The following is a 16,375-nucleotide window of genomic DNA, read 5'->3' on the forward strand; positions in this document are numbered from 1 at the left end:
CGCTACTGGCCAGGGGTGTGCTTGGCCAAAGTGTCGCTCATGCGCACCAGCGCAGAGTTGGCAACGTCTTGGGGCGCGAACAAGGCTAAGTCGTTCGCGCGGCCCAAGGCGAACCAGGTTCCGCCGGTAGTTCCCTCGGCCAAGGTGGTGTCTTCGAACCAAGGCACATCGTTTACTTGCTGGAGCTGTACGCCCGGTTTGTAGTTTTCGGGTGCGCCGACGCCGCAACGCACCACGATGTCTTCGCGGCCTTCCGCGCTCCAGACGTAGGTGTTTTTGTCCTCGATGTCGCTGCGGCGGGTGTAGCCATCCGCGATGTGCTCCGGCAGTGCCTTTTCCAAAGGGGTACACATTTTATCCGGGCCGTCGGCAAGCTTTAAAAGCGGTGCCGGGCGGGGCTCGTGGTGCTCCTTGCGCAGCGGCTCGAGCGTCTTTTCCAAACCGGTGGGACGCTCGTCGTTGAAGGTGGTCACTGCTACCACAGGGCTGCGATCGGTGTTGTACCACGTGGTGAGGTTGGAGCCTGGGGTCATGTCTTTGACCTTGAGCCAGGCATCGCCGTCGATGTCCTCGGTCTGGGAGTAGGCGGTGTACTGATACGGCAGGTTGGCGCCGCAGCGCAAGCTGACCGTCTCGGAGGAAAGTTTTGCCCACGCAGCGGCGCCCGCCGGAACCGGCTCGGCGATTTCGGCCCGGGGCTGGCCCATGAACTCCTCGGGCGCTGCGGCGACGACGGCCTTACACTCCGCGGAGTTAGCGTCGTCTGATTGAATGGGGGACAGCGCAACTGGGGCTTTGGCCGTGTTTTCGAAGTAGAACTTCGCGCCAAAAATAACCGCGAATACCATCGCAATGGATAGTCCAAGTGAGATAAATACGGCGGTGCGGTTAAATTGGTTGGTCATAAGCGTTCATCCTAACGCGTTAAGTAGTGTCAGTATTAACCTCCCGTTGAGAAAGGCCATCGTGCATTTGTCGCATACCCTTGGGCAAGCAGGCGAGCAACATGTCATCGGTGAAATCGTAGCCGCGGCGCCCAGCGCGCTAAACGGTGATGATGCCGCCGTCATGTTCCCGGATCCGCCGAACTCACGCACGGTGGCTTGCACCGACATGATGGTGGAGGGCAGGCATTTCCGCCGTGACTGGTCCACTCCGATGGAGGTGGGCCAGAAAGCGATTCTGCGCAACTTTGCCGATATCGAGGCGATGGGCGCGCGTCCCACTGCAGCGTTGCTCGCGATTGCGGCGCCTGCGGAGACCCACGTGTCCTTCGTGCGCGGTATTGCAGAAGGCATCGCCCAGCGTTGCGCCCTTTATAACGCAGAGCTGGTCGGTGGTGACCTCACGCGCGGTTCACAGCTGGTTATCACCGTTACCGCAATTGGCACGTTGGGCGGAAGCCAACCCCCATTGACCCTGGGTGGGGCACGAGCGGGACAGAAGCTGGTCAGCCACGGAAAGATTGGTTACTCCGCGGCGGGGCTTGCATTGCTGCAGGAATATGGGCGCGACCTACCGCCCGAGCTTTCGGAGCTATGGCCGCTTATCGACGCCCACTGCAATCCCTCGCTCAAACCAGGCCGCGGCGTAATCGCCCGCGCCACGGGGGCTACCGCCATGACGGATAACTCGGATGGCCTCGTGCCAGATATCGCGGGCGTGGCAAAGCGCTCCAACGTGCACATCGACTTGCATTCCACCGCCATCGCTCCTGACGCTTTGCTCACTGAAGCCGGCGTGGTTTTGGGCGTTGACCCATGGGAATGGGTGCTCACTGGCGGCGAGGACCATACCTTGGTGGCTACCACCAACAAGGAAGCGCCATCGGGGTTCCGCGTCATCGGCACCGTCAACCGCGGCACTGGGCTGACCGTGGATGGTAAGAAGCCGAGGTATGACGCTGGCTGGCAGAGCTTTTAAAGCAGCGAGGAATTTTCAGGGGAGGAAATGATGACTGCGCCGTACTCGCAACTTTTTGATACGTCGGTAATCGATAGCTCGTGGTTGCCGGTCTTGGTGCCGGTACTAGAAGAGCACCTGCCGGCCATCGAGCAGCAATTGCAGCAGCTGCCGGAAGATGGATTCCTGCCAGCGGCCGAAAATGTCTTTGCTGCCTTTCGCGTGCCTTTGCCCCAAGTACGCGTGCTCATCGTGGGGCAGGACCCTTATCCCACGCCAGGACACGCGGTAGGTAGGTCTTTTGCCACGGCACCTGGGGTTAAACCACCGCGTTCCTTGCACAACATCTACAAAGAGTTAAGCGAGGACGTAGGCGTCGCCCCGCGCGAAGACGGTGACTTGAGCGCTTGGGAGTCCCAGGGAGTCATGCTTTTAAATCGCGTGCTCACGGTGGCACCGGGTGAGGCAGGCTCGCATCGTAAGCTCGGCTGGCAAGCCATCACGGAGGCTGCAATCCGGGCGCTCAACCGGCAGCCGATGGTGGCCATCTTATGGGGCAATGATGCCAAGGCCTGCGCGAAGTTCTTGCCGGACGTGCCGATTATCAATTCGGCACATCCTTCGCCTCTTTCCGCACGCCGAGGATTCTTTGGCTCCCGCCCGTTTTCGCGCGCTAATGAGCTTTTGCGCGACCAGGGCGCGCCGGATGTCGACTGGCACTTGTAAACTATTCGGCATGTCATATCCGAGTTCGTTAGATGCCCGTGGTCTTCATAATTGGGCGATCCGAACTGTTGGTGAACTTTCCCACCGACGCGCTGAAATCAATGCGCTTAACGTATTCCCGGTTCCAGATTCCGATACCGGCTCCAACATGGCCCACACCATGGAGGCTGCACTCGAGCAGGTGGAAAAGGGAGGCGACGTAGCCGAGGCACTTGCTATCGGTTCCGTGCGCGGCGCCCGTGGCAACTCCGGCATGGTGTTATCCCAGGTGCTGCGCGGCATCGCGGATACCACGGTTGATTCCCGCGTGGATGGCCAGACTTTTGCGTCTGCTTTGAGCCTCGCAGTGCAGCTGGTGGAACGCGCCATTGCGCGTCCGGTGGAGGGCACGGTCATTTCGGTCTTGCGTGCGGCGGCAGCTGCGGCTTCCGCGTCTGCTGAGCAGCCTGGCAAGCAATTCCACGACATCGTGGTCGAAACCATCACTGCCGCCCGCACTGCATTGTCCAAGACCCCTTCGCAGCTTGCTGTACTGCGAGAGGCCGGTGTGGTCGATGCTGGCGGTACCGGGTTCGTCATCCTGGTTGAGGCCTTGCTGGCTGAGATCGAGGGCGGCGCGGTGCGCGAGGCCGAACACGAAGACGAGGTTGAGGCCGAGCTCGAGGTGGTCTTCTTCTTCGAAGGGGATCTGGACGCACTTGGTGAAAAGATAGGTGAGCATGGCAATAGCCTCGTCATTGCCCGCGCCACTGAGAACTCAGGCTCGGTACACATTCATACCCGTGAGGCCGGCCCTGTAATCGAGATGGCCTTCGGCTCCGGCGTGGTAAGCAACCTGCGCTTGGAAGTACTGCCGGAGGCAGCAGACGAACCCGTAGTGGATGAGTCATCACGGCGCATCTTTGCGGTAGCGCCGGCAGGCCCGGTCGCAGCACTTTTTGAAACCGTAGGCGCCAAGATTGTTCGCCCAGGCGAGCAAGTCACGGTTTCGCAGCCGCAGGATATTTACCTGCCCAACGGGTTTGAGGGCGATGCCGGGGAGGCCCGCGTGGTGCCCACTGAGTCTTTGGTTGCAGGCCTGGCGGCAATCTCCGTCTATGAGCCGGATAATCCTGACACCGATTCCATGGTTTCTGTTATGCGGGATGCCGCGCGTTCCATGCGCGTGGATAAACCTGCGCATGATGACGCTGACTCTATCTTGGCCAAAAGCCGTGAGATGTTGGCTGCCGGGGGAGAGCAAGTCACCGTTCTCACCAGCCTTAAGCTGGATGATGATTACCTGTCTGAGGCACTCGAGGTGGAGGTCGTTGCCATCCATGTTGAGGGCATCAAGACTGAGATCGGAGTGGAGTAAGCATGCTGGGATGGCGGGACGAGCGGGAGTTGAAAGAGATCTTGCCGGCCAAAGACGCCACCAAAATCAAAAAGGCATTTGGGTACACCACCTGCGGCGAGCTGCTCAGCCACTATCCGCGTGACTACATCCGCCACAACAAAGAGGTAGGCCTGGGCGGTGCCAACGAAGGCGATTATGTCACCGTCACCGGCCAGGTGGTGCGTCTGCAGCAGCGGAACACAGCCAAGAGGTTCTTGCTCACTTTGGCGATGGACAATGGGATTACCGCCACCTTCTTCAACGCGCACTATCTCACCCGCGTGCTGCGCCAAGGTATGCGCTTGATGCTAAGCGGCAAGCTGAAGTTCTACCGCGGGCAGCCGCAGCTTCAACATCCTGACTTCGTGGTTATCGATGCAGGCGGTGCAGGTAGCGCGAGCAACGCGCTTTACGACGCAGCGCCTTCCGGAAGCAGCGGCGGCAAGGTTACGGCTACAGGCTCGCTGCGTAACCTCTCGCAGTTCGGGCAACTGGAATCTTTGCTTGAGCGCGAGTGGATTCCCATTTATCCCGCCAGCGGCAAGGTGACCTCGTGGTACATCATGGGCGCTATCCATATGGTGCTGGAGAATACTCCGACGATCCCCGAGCCGCTGGACTACCGGATGATGGTGGAACTTGACCAAGCTATCCGTGAAGTCCACGAGCCCACAGCGGCTGGCCCGGAAAGAGCTATTCAGCGTTTGAAGTACAACGAGGCTTTGTCCATTGGCCTCGTCATGGCCCTGCGCCAACGCGACTTCAAGGCGCGTACCGCCGTGGCGATGCCTTCCATCTTGGACGGCTACCGTGATGGGCTGCTGAGCAACCTGCCCTTCGAACTAACGGCAGGGCAGCGTAAGGTCATTGCGGAAATTGACGAAGACCTCTGTGGCACACTGCCCATGATGCGCCTGCTGCAGGGCGAGGTTGGTTCCGGCAAGACCATGGTGGCTACGTGTGCGATGTTGCAGGCGGTCGATGCAGGCAAGCAGGCGGCGCTGCTCGCACCGACTGAGGTGCTGGCGGCGCAGCACGGGGCGTCGATTAGCGCGAGCGTGCCCGATGGCGTCAAGGTCGCCGTCCTGACCGGTTCCCAGCGCACTGCGGAAAAGCGCCAGGCACTGCTGGACATTGTCTCCGGCGAGGCCGACATCGTCATCGGCACGCACGCTATTATTCAGGACTCTGTAGAGTTCTTCGACCTAGGTCTCGTGGTAGTAGACGAGCAGCATCGCTTCGGCGTGGAGCAGCGCGATAGCCTGCGCTCGAAAACTCGAGAGGGCACGAGCCCACACATGCTGGTCATGACGGCAACGCCGATTCCGCGCCCCATCGCCATGACTGTCTTCGGTGACTTGGCGGTATCTACCCTGCGCGAGCTGCCTGGCGGGCGCAAGCCCATCCAATCCAGCGTGGTTCCGGAATGGGCACCAGCCTGGGTGCAGCGTGCTTTAGCGCGCATCCGCGAGGAGGTGCAGGTTGGCCACCAGGCCTATATCGTCTGCCCGCGCATCGAGGGAGAAGGCGGCGTACTCGAGGTGGCGTCCCAACTCCAGGCCGGACCGCTACGTGACCTTAAACTCGACGTTCTGCATGGTCGCATGAACGATAAAGATGAGGTCATGTCGCGCTTTGCGCGGGGTGAAACAGATGTGTTGGTCTCTACGACCGTCATCGAGGTCGGCGTTGACGTGCCCAATGCCACGGTGATGCTCATTCGCGAGTCCGAGAACTTTGGTGTCTCGCAGCTGCATCAGCTGCGGGGCCGCGTCGGCCGCGGCGGCAATGCTTCCATCTGCCTGTTTCACACCACCGCGGCGGAAAACACGGGCTCCTTTAAACGCATCATGCAGATTGCGGACACCACCTCAGGCTTCGAGTTGGCGGAGATTGACCTGCAGCAGCGCCACGAGGGAGACATCCTGGGCACCCTGCAATCGGGAACCCAGCGCTCGCTGCGCCTGCTGGACTTGGCCCATGATCGCGACATCATTGAGCGCACGCACGATGATGCGTACCGTTTAGTGCAGCGCAACCCAGAATTGGCGGTGGAATTAACCCGGAACATGACCGAGAGCGAGCAGGAATACCTAGAAAAGAACTAATCTAGAGCCCATGAACATTTGCGCACCTTTTGCCGGCACTGTGCGTTTTCACGTGAGCGTGGGCCAAGAGGTCTCTGCGGGAGATGCCATCGCTACCGTGGAGGCCACCAAACTAGAAGCTCCCGTCGTAGTCCCGGGACGTGGAGTGGTGGATAAGTTGTGTACTGAAGACTTTGCCGCAGTCTATGGCGGTGACGTACTAGCGATTATTGGGGAGGCACGATGACCAGAATTATCGCCGGAGAAGCCCGCGGGCGCAGCATCAAGGTGCCAGAGTCCGGCACGCGCCCTACCGCGGACCGCGCACGCGAGGGCCTCTTTTCTTCGTTGAATGTGCGCTGGGGTTTTGCTGATAGCCGCGTGCTGGATTTGTTTGCCGGCTCTGGTGCCTTGGGCCTGGAAGCAGCTAGCCGCGGCGCGGAGGAAGTCGTTCTGGTGGAATCCAACCCGGCGGCGGTGAAGGTGATCAAGCACAACGTGGGCGTCGTCAAGCACCCGCGCGTGGACGTACGCGAGATGAAGGCCTCCACCTACCTGGCCACCGCACCGCGCGGTTACTTTGACATGGTGTTGGCAGACCCACCTTATGCTTTCAACGATGTACAGGGCCTGCTGGACGCCATTGAGCCCGTGCTTGATGATGCAGCGATTGTCGTCATCGAGCGTCACGTAGATAGCCCAGAACCGCAGTGGCCCGAAGGCTTTGAGCCCACCGGCCAGAAGCTCAAGAAGCGCACCTTTGGTATCGCGCGCTTTGATATGGCCATCTACCACCGTCCGGATGCAAGCGGGGAGTAAAGGAAAACCTATGCCGACTAAAGCAGTATGCCCGGGTTCTTTCGACCCCATTACCTTGGGCCACGTGGACATCATCAACCGTGCGGCGGCGATGTTCGACGAAGTAACCGTGTTGGTCACCGGCAACCCGGATAAGCCTTCCGGCCTGTTTAGCGTGGAAGAGCGCGTGCAGTTTATCCGTGAGACTTTCGATGAACATATCAAGGTCGATTATTGGTCCGGCCTGCTCGTGGACTACACCACGGAACACGGTGTGGACACACTGGTCAAGGGGCTGCGCTCCTCCTTGGACTACGAATATGAGCTGCCGATGGCGCAGATGAACCGTCGTCTTTCCGGCATCGATACGGTCTTCTTGCTCACCGATGAAAAGTACGGCTACATCAGCTCCTCGCTGTGCAAGCAGGTGGCCAAGTTTGGTGGGGACGTCACGGGCATGTTCCCAGCGCACGTGGGCCGCGCAGTGGTGGAGAAGTACGCCCAATGATTGCAATCCCACTCGCGATCCTGCTGACCGTGACGTTGGGTTCTTGCCTGCAACGAGTCTCCGGCATGGGGCTTGGACTCGTCGGCGGACCTATTTTGACGCTGCTTCTGGGCCCAGTCCAGGGCATCATGGTTATCAACGTGCTGGCGGTGGTCAACGCGATGCTGACTACGTATTCGATGCGTGCCAACGTGGACTGGGGCAAGTTCTTGCGTATCGCGCCGGTGATGGTGCTGGGCGCAATCCCGGCGGCCTTGCTGGTGGCTAATATCGACTCGGCCGCCTTGCTGGTCTTGGTGGGCGCGGCCCTGCTCATCGCCCTGGGCGTGGTGACCTTTGGCAAGCGCTTCGTGCCGGAAATGCACGGCCTTGGCCCCTCCCTGTCAGCGGGTGTGCTCGGCGGTTTCACAAACACGCTAGCTGGTGTAGCCGGCCCTGTTATTACCGTTTATGCGCAGGCAGCGCGCTGGCCCCAGGCGGTCTATGCCGCTACGTTGCAGCCTTGTTTCATCGTGGGCGGTCTATTCTCAGTGAGCACCAAGTTGGCCGTGGGTGCGGGCGGATTCGGTGATGTGACGTGGCTAATTTGGCCCGCCGGCGTCATTGGCATGTTCCTCGGCATCGCCACGGGCACTCGTATTGCGCGCCACGTGCCGCGCGAGAAGGCACGCATTCTTTCTTTGACCGTGGCTTCCCTGGGCGCAGTCAGCGCTTTGATTCGTGGCCTGATTAGTCTCTAAACGGGGACGGAGGCCCCTCAGCCTCCCTTAGCTTTCTGATTCCTGGACCGCGTGAGCGAACTCGTTGAAGCGGTCCAGGGTGCTAAGAAGCGCGTCTTGGGCGGCGATGACCGCGAGGTTCAACGCGTGGAAAAGCTGCTCGTCGTTCATGCCCGCGGTGGTGACGAAGGTGGCGTCGCCACGCAGTTCCACGGTGTCTTCTTCGCTCCGGCCCACGAGAGCGCGGCCGTCGAAAGCAGAAGCGTTGTGCTCGTTGGCGGTGACGTGGAAGACGGGGGAGACATCCTCGTAGGAAAGGGTGGTGGGCAGGAGGCACTCCAGCTTCACCAAATCTTCCGCCGCGCTGATGACCCACTTCAAGTTATTAAGGTGAGCACTCAAGGAATCCGGAAAGTCCGGGTTATCCTCCGGAAACATGTTCATCTCCGGGGCGCTGAGTTGCTCGCGCACGCGCTTTAGCGTTACTGCAGGAAAATCAGGCTTGCTAAACAGGTCAAAAGGAAATGCGTTCGGGGTAGACATTCTTAGCTGCGACCTTTCTTGTTTGCTGCCTTATCGTTCCACTTAGCTGCCTGCGGGAAGGCTTCGGCAACGGCGTCGAAAGCCATGCCGAAGCTATCGAAGGCGCTCAAGACGAAGCTGCCTAGCTGGTTAGAGCTAAGGCCGATGCCTACGCCCATCGCGCGGTTGGCGCAGATGGCAATTTCTTCTTCCTCCTGCTTGGCGCCCGCGCCAGTGCCTTTCGGACGGAAGTCATAACTTAAGGTCGGCGCGGACATGTTCCAATTGAATTCCGCAATGAATGCGCCAACCTTGTCTTCCGCGCTTGCCGGGAGGCGACCTTCCCACACCGCGAAGGCACTTAAGGTGTCATCCTCGATGTCGAAGTGGATGGTGATGTGTGGCAAACCAGTCTGCAGCACCAAGCCTTCGCCGACGCCAGCTTCTGCGCCATCGCCGTCAGCGGCAGCGTCCTCCCGGGCGGGGTCTTCGATTTTGTCGAGTAGGACGTAATCGGCCTCGAGCTGCTCGAAGAGCTCTGCGAGCCGGTGAATGTTGACTTCAGAGATGGACTGGTTGGTCACAACGCACGCTTTCTAGAGGTGTTTCGCGGGGTTAAAGGAGCGCTATTCGCCGGCTGAGCTAGCCTCGCCAGCCTGGGCTGCGGTTTCGGAACCGAGCTTGGCCATCTCCTCGGCGGAGGCAACCATGGCATCCTGAGCGCCGATGACGCCGTCGACGGCAACCTTCAAAGCAGCGGTCAGCTGCTCATCGGACAGGCCAGCGGCGCAGGGGATATCGCGCTCGGTGCGTACGACGAGGAGGTTCTCGTGCTCGGAGATAACGGCACGTGCGCCGAAAGCGACGGAGTTGATCTGGTTTGCGGCTAGGAACAGGCCAGCATCGGCCTGGGTGTAGACGGCGTCGGTTGGCACATCGCAGCGCACGATGGCGACGGAATCCAGAACCGCGAACAGGCAAGGCAGGCCGTTCAAGTTAGCGGTAGCGGCATCGTCGCGGCCTTCGACCTTGGTCAACTCGATGTCGAAGGTCTGCATTGCGCTAATGATGCGGTCGAGCGTGACCTGCGGCTGAGCATAAGCTTGATTAGTCATTTTCGTGTTCCTCCCAGGTGACGAGTTGCGGGTACTGCTGCTCAATCCAAGCGAAAGACTGCAGGATGGCGTCCAAGGTGGACATAACGAAAGCGCCCAGCTGGTTGCGGGAAGCACCGTGGGTGGTGTCCAGCTCGCGCACGCCGGAGACCGCCAAGGTATTTTCCGGGCCTTCGAAGAAGCGGAAGGTTGGCGCAAAGTGGTTCTGGTTCCACTGGTTAATGTGCATCAGAAGGTTCGGGCCCTCAGATGCCGGAATGGTGCCGCGCCACACGGAATCGGCGGTGATGGCGTTCTCGCGCAGCTGGAATGCGATGGCTGCGTTCGAGAAACCAGTGCGCAGCATCTTGACGGTCTTTTCTTCAGAAACTGGCTGTTCTTCGATGCGGTACTCCAACTTCTCAGAGTCGAAGATTTCCGCAATGCGCTCGAGCGTCACTGGCTCGATAGGGGTATCGGGCAAGATGGTTGGTTGACCATCGGCTTGATCAGTCACTGAAAATAATCCTCACGTTGCTTACATGGTGAATAAATCGGAATCTTGATCAAGGCTACCGGAGCCGGGATGCGTGCCTGCTAGTTGGCCGCCCGCGTGGCGGGAGTCCACAACTCCTCGCCTCCTAGCTCGTGTGCAAGCGCAGCTGCGACTGTGGAGTAACGGAAGGTGTGGCCGAGCTCCTTCAGGCGGGCCGGGATGACCTTCTGGTTAGCCAGGGCGAGCTCGCTTGCGCCCTCCTTGCCTAAGAGCAGTACCGGGCCGAAGGTTGGGATGGGGACCATCGCTGGGCGCTTGAGTTCCTCACCGAGTGCATGGAGAAGTTCTTTGTTTAAAACCGGGGTAGGCGAGGTGGCGTTGACCGGGCCTACAAGCTGCGAATCAACCGCCGCGCGGAAGTAGATATCAGTCAGGTCATCCATGGCGACCCAGCTGTACCAGAATTCGCCCCTGCCAAACGCGCCGCCGAGGCCTGTCGAAAACAGCGCCCGTAAAAGCGGTAGCAAGCCGGAACTGCCGGAGAGAGCGATTCCCGTTCGCACATTGACCACGCGCTTTCCGGCCTCCCGGGCAGGTTCGCAGGCGCCCTCCCAATCACTGACCACGTCAGCCAAGAAGCCGTCACCGCGGCTGGACACTTCAGTCAGCTCGGTATCGCCCCGGTCGGCGCCGTAGATGCCGATTGCCGATGCACAGACCATCGCTTTTAACTCTGGTGTTGCGCCGGCGACCTCTGCCAGCAGTTGTGTCGGACGCACTCGCGAATCTCGGATTTCTGCCTTGTGGGCGGCATTGAAGCGGCCGAAGATTGGTTCGCCGGCTAGATGGATAAGGACGTCGACGCCCTCCAAGAGATTCGGCGCCGGCAGGTTCGGACGCCATTGGCGCTGGCCCGGTTTGGGGCTATTGCGCACAAGCTGGATAACCTGGTGTCCTGCCGTGGTTAGTTGAGCAGTGAGCTTTCGTCCTACACCGCCACGGGAGCCCGTGATGGCGAAAACCAACGGGCGGACATTGCTCGAAGAATCGACGGCCGGTGCCGTGGCGTGGATGCCAAGTTCGCGCATACGGTTCAAAAACTGGAAGTCCTCGATGAGCTGGTGTTGGCGATAGGCGAAGACGGAGTTAACAGCCCATGCCGGAATGCGGGTGTCGACGGTGTCGGTGATCTGAGTGGCGGCGCCGATGTCATCAGCATCGGTATCAGCGAAAAGGTGATGGTGACGCCACGTGGCCCAGGAGCGCATGGGCGCGTTGAGGCAAACGTCGCTGAAGCTGACGTTGATTTGAAAGCGCGAAAGGTCGTGTCGGGCAACCCACTTAAGACCACCTGGCAGGCCCAGGATCGACGTGCCATCAGCCAAGGACTCTGCCTGCTTTAACGGGGTCATGAAAGTAAAAGGAGGAGTAAGGCGCGCTAGTGCGCCGCGACGGGTATGCCATTGCCATACCTGCTCGCGTGGGGCTGGAACTTCGTGTTTGACCGAAAAGCTCACGTGGTTTAGGTCTTCCTCTCCTTATATCTGTGCCGATCACGCAGGATATTGATGCCGACTGTACGGGACAAGATTTCAGCGGATTTAGGTGCCGGTACGGCGGACTCAAAGGGAGCCCAAATACTTTTTATTCCCTAAATAATAGCAATTGGGAGGGGAGCGCCGTAGTTCGACTGGAACTAGTGTGCAGGCTCACGCCTGTGAGCGGGGTTGAGTAGGCTGCACTGATCGCCGTTATATGCGAGCGAAAAGGTTGGCGAAAGTGAGATCGTTGTTACGTGTGGGGGTAGTGGCTGAATGAAACGGCTTCGAGGAACTATAGGCTGGTGCTAAAATCATCGTTGTCCATGTGAGCAACCATGTTGCTCGGACGCTTGAGGCAATTTTCCGCCCACGGTGGGCGCAAAGTTACTTCATTCCCATTTACCGGCATCCTTTAAAGACCGCACTGTGAGGCGGGGAAGGAGGTCACGATGAGTGGAATTGACACCAACGCGGAGTCTAACGAGCTGTTGAGCTCTGATGACGTCGCGCGCACTGTCGCACGCATCGCGCACCAGATCATTGAAAAGACGGCGCTCGACTCTGAGAACGCAACTCGGGTCGTACTCCTTGGCATTCCCTCTGGTGGCGTGCCATTGGCTCAGCGTCTTGCACAAAAAATTGCGGAATTTTCCGGCGTAGAAATCCCATGGGGATCCCTAGACATCACGCTCTATCGCGACGATCTCCACAACAAGCCGCACCGCGCATTACAGCCCACCAAAATTCCGAACGGTGGTATCAACGGCGCGACCGTCATCCTGGTCGATGACGTCCTATATTCCGGTCGCTCCATTCGCGCTGCACTTGATGCGCTGGCCGACGTTGGCCGTCCGGAAATCATTCAGCTCGCAGTCCTCGTGGACCGCGGCCATCGCCAGCTGCCGATTCGCGCAGACTACGTCGGCAAAAACATTCCAACGGCACGCGACGAAGATGTCATCGTCTACAACGCCGAAATTGATGGCCGGGACGCGGTAGTCCTGACCCGCAAGACCGCGGAGGCCTAAAATGAAGCACCTACTTTCCATCGCTGATCTCAACAAAGACGAAATCGTTGGCCTGCTCGATGAGGCAGACCGTTTCCACGAAGCGCTTGAAGGCCGGGAAGTAAAGAAGCTTCCGACCCTTCGCGGACGCACCGTCTTTACCTTGTTCTATGAAAACTCCACTCGTACCCGCTCTTCTTTTGAGACGGCGGGTAAGTGGATGTCCGCAGACGTCATCAACCTGTCGACCTCGACGTCGTCAGTGAAAAAGGGCGAGTCCTTGAAGGACACCGGCCTCACGCTTAGCGCTGTCGGTGCGGATGCCATCATCATTCGCCATGCATCGTCTGGTGCACCGCAGCAGCTGGCGGGTTGGGTAGCGCCTAACGGCGATGGCCCTTCCGTTATTAACGCCGGCGATGGTGCACATCAGCACCCAACGCAGGCGCTTCTCGACGCCGTGACTATGCGCCAGCGCCTTGGCATCAAGGGCGGCAACTTCTCTGGGCTCAAGGTCAAGATTGTGGGTGACTGCCTGCACTCCCGCGTGGTTCGCTCGAACGTTGACCTTCTTAACGCCCTCGGTGCGGAAGTCACCCTGGTGGCTCCGCCTACTCTTCTCCCATTCGGCGTCGATACCTGGCCGGTTAAGGTCTCCTATGACTTTGATTCCGAGCTGGCCGATGCAGACATCGTCATGATGCTGCGCGTTCAGGCAGAACGCATGAACGGCGGCTTCTTCCCATCGCACCGCGAGTACGCGAACCTTTATGGCCTGTCCAAGGCGCGCGCCGCAGCCATGAAGAAGGATGCAATCGTGATGCACCCGGGCCCAATGCTGCGCGGTATGGAAATCAACTATGCCGTCGCCGACTACGACAAGGCTGCGGTTCTGCAGCAGGTAAACAACGGCGTATACGCCCGCATGGCGGTGCTGTTCACACTGTTGACCAATGGCGAACACGCCGGAATCTAATTCAGCCGGAATTAAGAAAAGGGAAGAGAGTAAGAGGAAATGACTAACTATCCAGAAACCGGCCGTCTTTCTGCCGCTGCGGAAAAGCGTTTGCTGATTAAGAATGTGCGCCCATATGGCGAGGGTGAGCCGGTACAGGTGCTCATCGCTGACGGTGTCATTGCGGATATGGGCGCTGACCTTGAGTCAAGCGCGCAGTTCGATGAGGCAATCGACGCCGAAGGCAACGTGCTGCTGCCGGGCTTGGTCGATATGCACGTGCACCTGCGCGAGCCAGGCCGCGAGGACACTGAGACCATCGAAACCGGTTCCCGCGCTGCTGCCAAGGGCGGCTTTACCGCAGTATTTACCATGGCCAACACCAACCCGGTGACGGACCAGCCGATTATCGCGGAGTCCGTCTGGGCTAAGGCACAGGCGCTCGGCCTGTGCGACGTTCACCCGGTGGGTTCTATTACCAAGGGTCTGGAGGGTAAGACCCTCACCGAGTTCGGCATGATGGCGCGTTCGGATGCGAAGGTGCGCATGTTCTCCGACGATGGCAAGTGCGTGCAGGACCCGCAGTTGATGCGCCGCGCGCTGGAATACGCCAAAGGCCTAGACGTCCTGCTTGCCCAGCACGCAGAAGACCACCGCATGACCGAAGGCGCATCCGCCCACGAGGGCGAGACCGCAGCGAAGCTGGGCCTGCGCGGTTGGCCGCGCGTGGCGGAAGAGTCCATCGTCGCCCGCGATGCACTGCTGGCGCGTGACTACGGCAACCGCATGCACATCTGCCACGCTTCCACCGAGGGCACCGTCGAGCTGCTGAAGTGGGCAAAGGGCCAGGATATTCCACTGACTGCGGAGGTTACCCCGCACCACCTGCTGCTTACTGATGAAAAGCTGGTGAGCTACGACGGCGTCTTTCGTGTGAATCCGCCGCTGCGCGAGGAGCGCGACACCTTGGCTCTGCGCCAAGCGCTGCTCGACGGCATCATCGACGTCGTTGCAACCGACCACGCACCGCATGGCTCCGAAGACAAGTGCGTTGAGTTCGAAAACGCGAAGCCGGGCATGCTGGGCCTCGAGTCCTCTCTGGCGATTATCGCGAAGATCTTTGTGGCCTCCGGTCTCGCAGACTGGCGCTTCATCGCCCGCGTGATGTCGGAGCGCCCGGCAGAAATCACCAAGCTGCCGGACCACGGCCGCCCGATCGCAGTGGGCGAGCCCGCCAACCTCACCATCGTGAACCCCGAGCACAAGTGGGTCTCTGATTCCGCCAAGCTGGCTTCGAAGTCTGCGAATAACCCTTATGAGGGCGAGGAGTTCGGCGCACGCGTCACTCACACCATTCTGCGCGGCACCGTGACCTACGAACTGGCCGCAGACGAAGCTGAAGGCAAGTAACCTTGCAACCTATAAACCCTACTAAGCCACAGAAAGGCCACATTGTGACTGAGACCAAACCAGCAAGAATCCCGGCAATTCTCGTGCTGGCTGATGGCCGCACTTTCCGCGGATACGGCTTTGGCGCCACCGGCACCACCCTCGGTGAGGCAGTGTTCAGCACTGCAATGACTGGTTACCAGGAAACTTTGACCGACCCTTCCTACCACCGCCAGATCGTCGTTTCAGCGGCGCCGCACATTGGTAACACAGGTTGGAACGACGAAGACAACGAGTCCCATGGCAACCAGATTTGGGTTGCCGGCCTGGTTATTCGTGACCTCGCACAGCGCGTATCTAACTGGCGCGCGGAGCGTTCCCTTTCGGATGAGATGGAAGCCCAGGGCATCATCGGCATCCGCGGAATCGATACCCGCACCTTGGTTCGTCACTTGCGCAACTATGGCTCCATCGCCGCCGGTGTGTTCTCCGGTGAGGACGCGCAGCGCCCAGTAGAGGAGCTGCTTGAGGAGGTCAAGGGCCAGCCATCGATGGAGGGCCTGGATCTATCTGAGCAGGTCGCTACCGAAAAGCCATATACCGTGGCGGCAGAAGGCGAAAAGAAGTTCACCGTCGTGGCCTACGACATGGGTGTTAAGACCGCTACGCCGGGCAACTTTGCCAAGCGCGGCATTGAGACCATCGTGGTTCCGGCCAATACTCCTTATGCTGAGATTAAGCAGTACAACCCGGATGGCGTCTTTGTCTCGAATGGCCCTGGTGACCCAGCTACCGCCGACAAAATGGTGGCCATCGTCCGCGACATCCTGGATGCCCGCATTCCCTTCTTTGGAATCTGCTTTGGCAACCAGATTCTAGGCCGCGCGCTGGGCCTAGACACCTTCAAGATGAAGTTCGGTCACCGTGGCATCAACGTACCGGTACGCAACGTCTTGACCGGCAAGATCGACATCACCGCGCAAAACCATGGCTTTGCCATCGCTAGCCCGTCCAGCCAGGAGAACCCGGCTGGCGAGGAATTCGATACCGACTTCGGCCGCGGCGTCGTCACCCATACCTGTCTCAACGACAACACGATTGAGGGCGTAGCGCTCAAGGACGGCATGGCTTTCTCCGTTCAGTATCACCCAGAGTCCGCTGCGGGCCCGCATGACGCAAACCCGCTGTTTGATCAGTTCGTTGAGCTGATGACCGAAAAGACCCCTAACAAGTAGGCACCAGGAAGAGGATTA

Annotated in this window: 18 protein-coding genes; 12 read left to right on the forward strand and 6 right to left on the reverse strand. The window is 59.6% G+C overall.

Features of this window, described 5'->3' with window-relative positions; translation table 11 throughout:
• Positions 1-2: 2 nt before the first annotated feature.
• Complete coding sequence (locus HMPREF2935_RS04680; RefSeq protein ID WP_070732179.1) at positions 3-905, reverse strand: DUF3515 domain-containing protein; 903 nt, start codon at positions 903-905, stop codon at positions 3-5.
• On the opposite strand from HMPREF2935_RS04680, the gene HMPREF2935_RS04685 reads away from it, so the two are divergent.
• From HMPREF2935_RS04685 to HMPREF2935_RS04720, 8 genes are read left to right on the forward strand one after another with little or no spacing between them, the layout of a single operon-like run.
• Positions 853-1,923: a thiamine-phosphate kinase gene (locus HMPREF2935_RS04685; protein WP_070498488.1), complete on the forward strand. Its 1,071-nt coding sequence runs from the start codon at positions 853-855 to the stop codon at positions 1,921-1,923. The genes HMPREF2935_RS04680 and HMPREF2935_RS04685 overlap by 53 nt on opposite strands.
• A gap of 30 nt (positions 1,924-1,953) precedes the next feature.
• Positions 1,954-2,628, forward strand: coding sequence for a uracil-DNA glycosylase (locus tag HMPREF2935_RS04690; RefSeq protein ID WP_062038991.1), 675 nt, complete (start codon positions 1,954-1,956; stop codon positions 2,626-2,628).
• 10 nt (positions 2,629-2,638) lie between these two features.
• On the forward strand, positions 2,639-3,985 hold the full coding sequence (locus tag HMPREF2935_RS04695; protein ID WP_070732181.1) for a DAK2 domain-containing protein: 1,347 nt from the start codon (positions 2,639-2,641) through the stop codon (positions 3,983-3,985).
• Positions 3,986-3,987: 2 nt separating this feature from the next.
• Entirely contained in the window at positions 3,988-6,114 is a 2,127-nt protein-coding gene (locus tag HMPREF2935_RS04700) for an ATP-dependent DNA helicase RecG (RefSeq protein WP_070732183.1), read from the forward strand.
• 10 nt (positions 6,115-6,124) lie between these two features.
• Positions 6,125-6,340 carry a biotin/lipoyl-containing protein gene (locus HMPREF2935_RS04705; protein ID WP_061922230.1) on the forward strand — a complete coding sequence of 72 codons (216 nt, stop codon included), beginning with the start codon at positions 6,125-6,127 and terminating at the stop codon, positions 6,338-6,340.
• Positions 6,337-6,912: a 16S rRNA (guanine(966)-N(2))-methyltransferase RsmD gene (rsmD, locus tag HMPREF2935_RS04710; RefSeq protein WP_062035156.1), complete on the forward strand. Its 576-nt coding sequence runs from the start codon at positions 6,337-6,339 to the stop codon at positions 6,910-6,912. Before HMPREF2935_RS04705 ends, rsmD begins: the two co-directional genes overlap by 4 nt.
• Before the next feature lie 10 nt (positions 6,913-6,922).
• On the forward strand, positions 6,923-7,399 hold the full coding sequence (gene coaD / locus HMPREF2935_RS04715; protein ID WP_062040971.1) for a pantetheine-phosphate adenylyltransferase: 477 nt from the start codon (positions 6,923-6,925) through the stop codon (positions 7,397-7,399).
• Positions 7,396-8,139, forward strand: a complete 744-nt coding sequence (locus HMPREF2935_RS04720) for a sulfite exporter TauE/SafE family protein (protein WP_062035154.1) — start codon at positions 7,396-7,398, stop codon at positions 8,137-8,139. Before coaD ends, HMPREF2935_RS04720 begins: the two co-directional genes overlap by 4 nt.
• A gap of 27 nt (positions 8,140-8,166) precedes the next feature.
• Here the strand turns inward: HMPREF2935_RS04720 and HMPREF2935_RS04725 are convergent, their stop codons facing one another.
• The 5 genes from HMPREF2935_RS04725 to HMPREF2935_RS04745 form a co-directional block, all read right to left on the reverse strand.
• Positions 8,167-8,661: a hypothetical protein gene (locus HMPREF2935_RS04725; RefSeq protein ID WP_070732185.1), complete on the reverse strand. Its 495-nt coding sequence runs from the start codon at positions 8,659-8,661 to the stop codon at positions 8,167-8,169.
• Between the two features lie 2 nt (positions 8,662-8,663).
• Positions 8,664-9,224 carry a hypothetical protein gene (locus tag HMPREF2935_RS04730; protein ID WP_070588062.1) on the reverse strand — a complete coding sequence of 187 codons (561 nt, stop codon included), beginning with the start codon at positions 9,222-9,224 and terminating at the stop codon, positions 8,664-8,666.
• A 42-nt stretch (positions 9,225-9,266) separates the two neighbouring features.
• Positions 9,267-9,755, reverse strand: coding sequence for a YbjN domain-containing protein (locus HMPREF2935_RS04735; RefSeq protein WP_062040960.1), 489 nt, complete (start codon positions 9,753-9,755; stop codon positions 9,267-9,269).
• Positions 9,748-10,251 carry a YbjN domain-containing protein gene (locus tag HMPREF2935_RS04740; protein WP_061922251.1) on the reverse strand — a complete coding sequence of 168 codons (504 nt, stop codon included), beginning with the start codon at positions 10,249-10,251 and terminating at the stop codon, positions 9,748-9,750. Before HMPREF2935_RS04740 ends, HMPREF2935_RS04735 begins: the two co-directional genes overlap by 8 nt.
• A gap of 80 nt (positions 10,252-10,331) precedes the next feature.
• Positions 10,332-11,747 carry a TIGR01777 family oxidoreductase gene (locus HMPREF2935_RS04745; RefSeq protein WP_070732187.1) on the reverse strand — a complete coding sequence of 472 codons (1,416 nt, stop codon included), beginning with the start codon at positions 11,745-11,747 and terminating at the stop codon, positions 10,332-10,334.
• A gap of 473 nt (positions 11,748-12,220) precedes the next feature.
• Between HMPREF2935_RS04745 and pyrR the strand changes: the two genes are divergently transcribed.
• From pyrR to carA, 4 genes are read left to right on the forward strand one after another with little or no spacing between them, the layout of a single operon-like run.
• Positions 12,221-12,799, forward strand: coding sequence for a bifunctional pyr operon transcriptional regulator/uracil phosphoribosyltransferase PyrR (pyrR, locus tag HMPREF2935_RS04750; RefSeq protein WP_070498406.1), 579 nt, complete (start codon positions 12,221-12,223; stop codon positions 12,797-12,799).
• 1 nt (position 12,800) lies between these two features.
• Positions 12,801-13,754 (forward strand): aspartate carbamoyltransferase catalytic subunit, encoded by a 954-nt coding sequence (locus HMPREF2935_RS04755; RefSeq protein ID WP_061922260.1) that lies wholly within the window; start codon positions 12,801-12,803, stop codon positions 13,752-13,754.
• A 39-nt stretch (positions 13,755-13,793) separates the two neighbouring features.
• Positions 13,794-15,143, forward strand: a complete 1,350-nt coding sequence (locus HMPREF2935_RS04760; protein WP_062040952.1) for a dihydroorotase — start codon at positions 13,794-13,796, stop codon at positions 15,141-15,143.
• Between the two features lie 11 nt (positions 15,144-15,154).
• The gene (gene carA, locus HMPREF2935_RS04765) at positions 15,155-16,357 is read left to right on the forward strand and encodes a glutamine-hydrolyzing carbamoyl-phosphate synthase small subunit (RefSeq protein WP_061922589.1); all 1,203 of its coding nucleotides are present in this window, start codon (positions 15,155-15,157) and stop codon (positions 16,355-16,357) included.
• The last annotated feature ends 18 nt before the right edge of the window (positions 16,358-16,375 follow it).

Origin of the sequence: Corynebacterium sp. HMSC076D02, assembly GCF_001813815.1 — a bacterium.
Taxonomy (GTDB): Bacteria; Actinomycetota; Actinomycetes; order Mycobacteriales; family Mycobacteriaceae; genus Corynebacterium; species Corynebacterium simulans.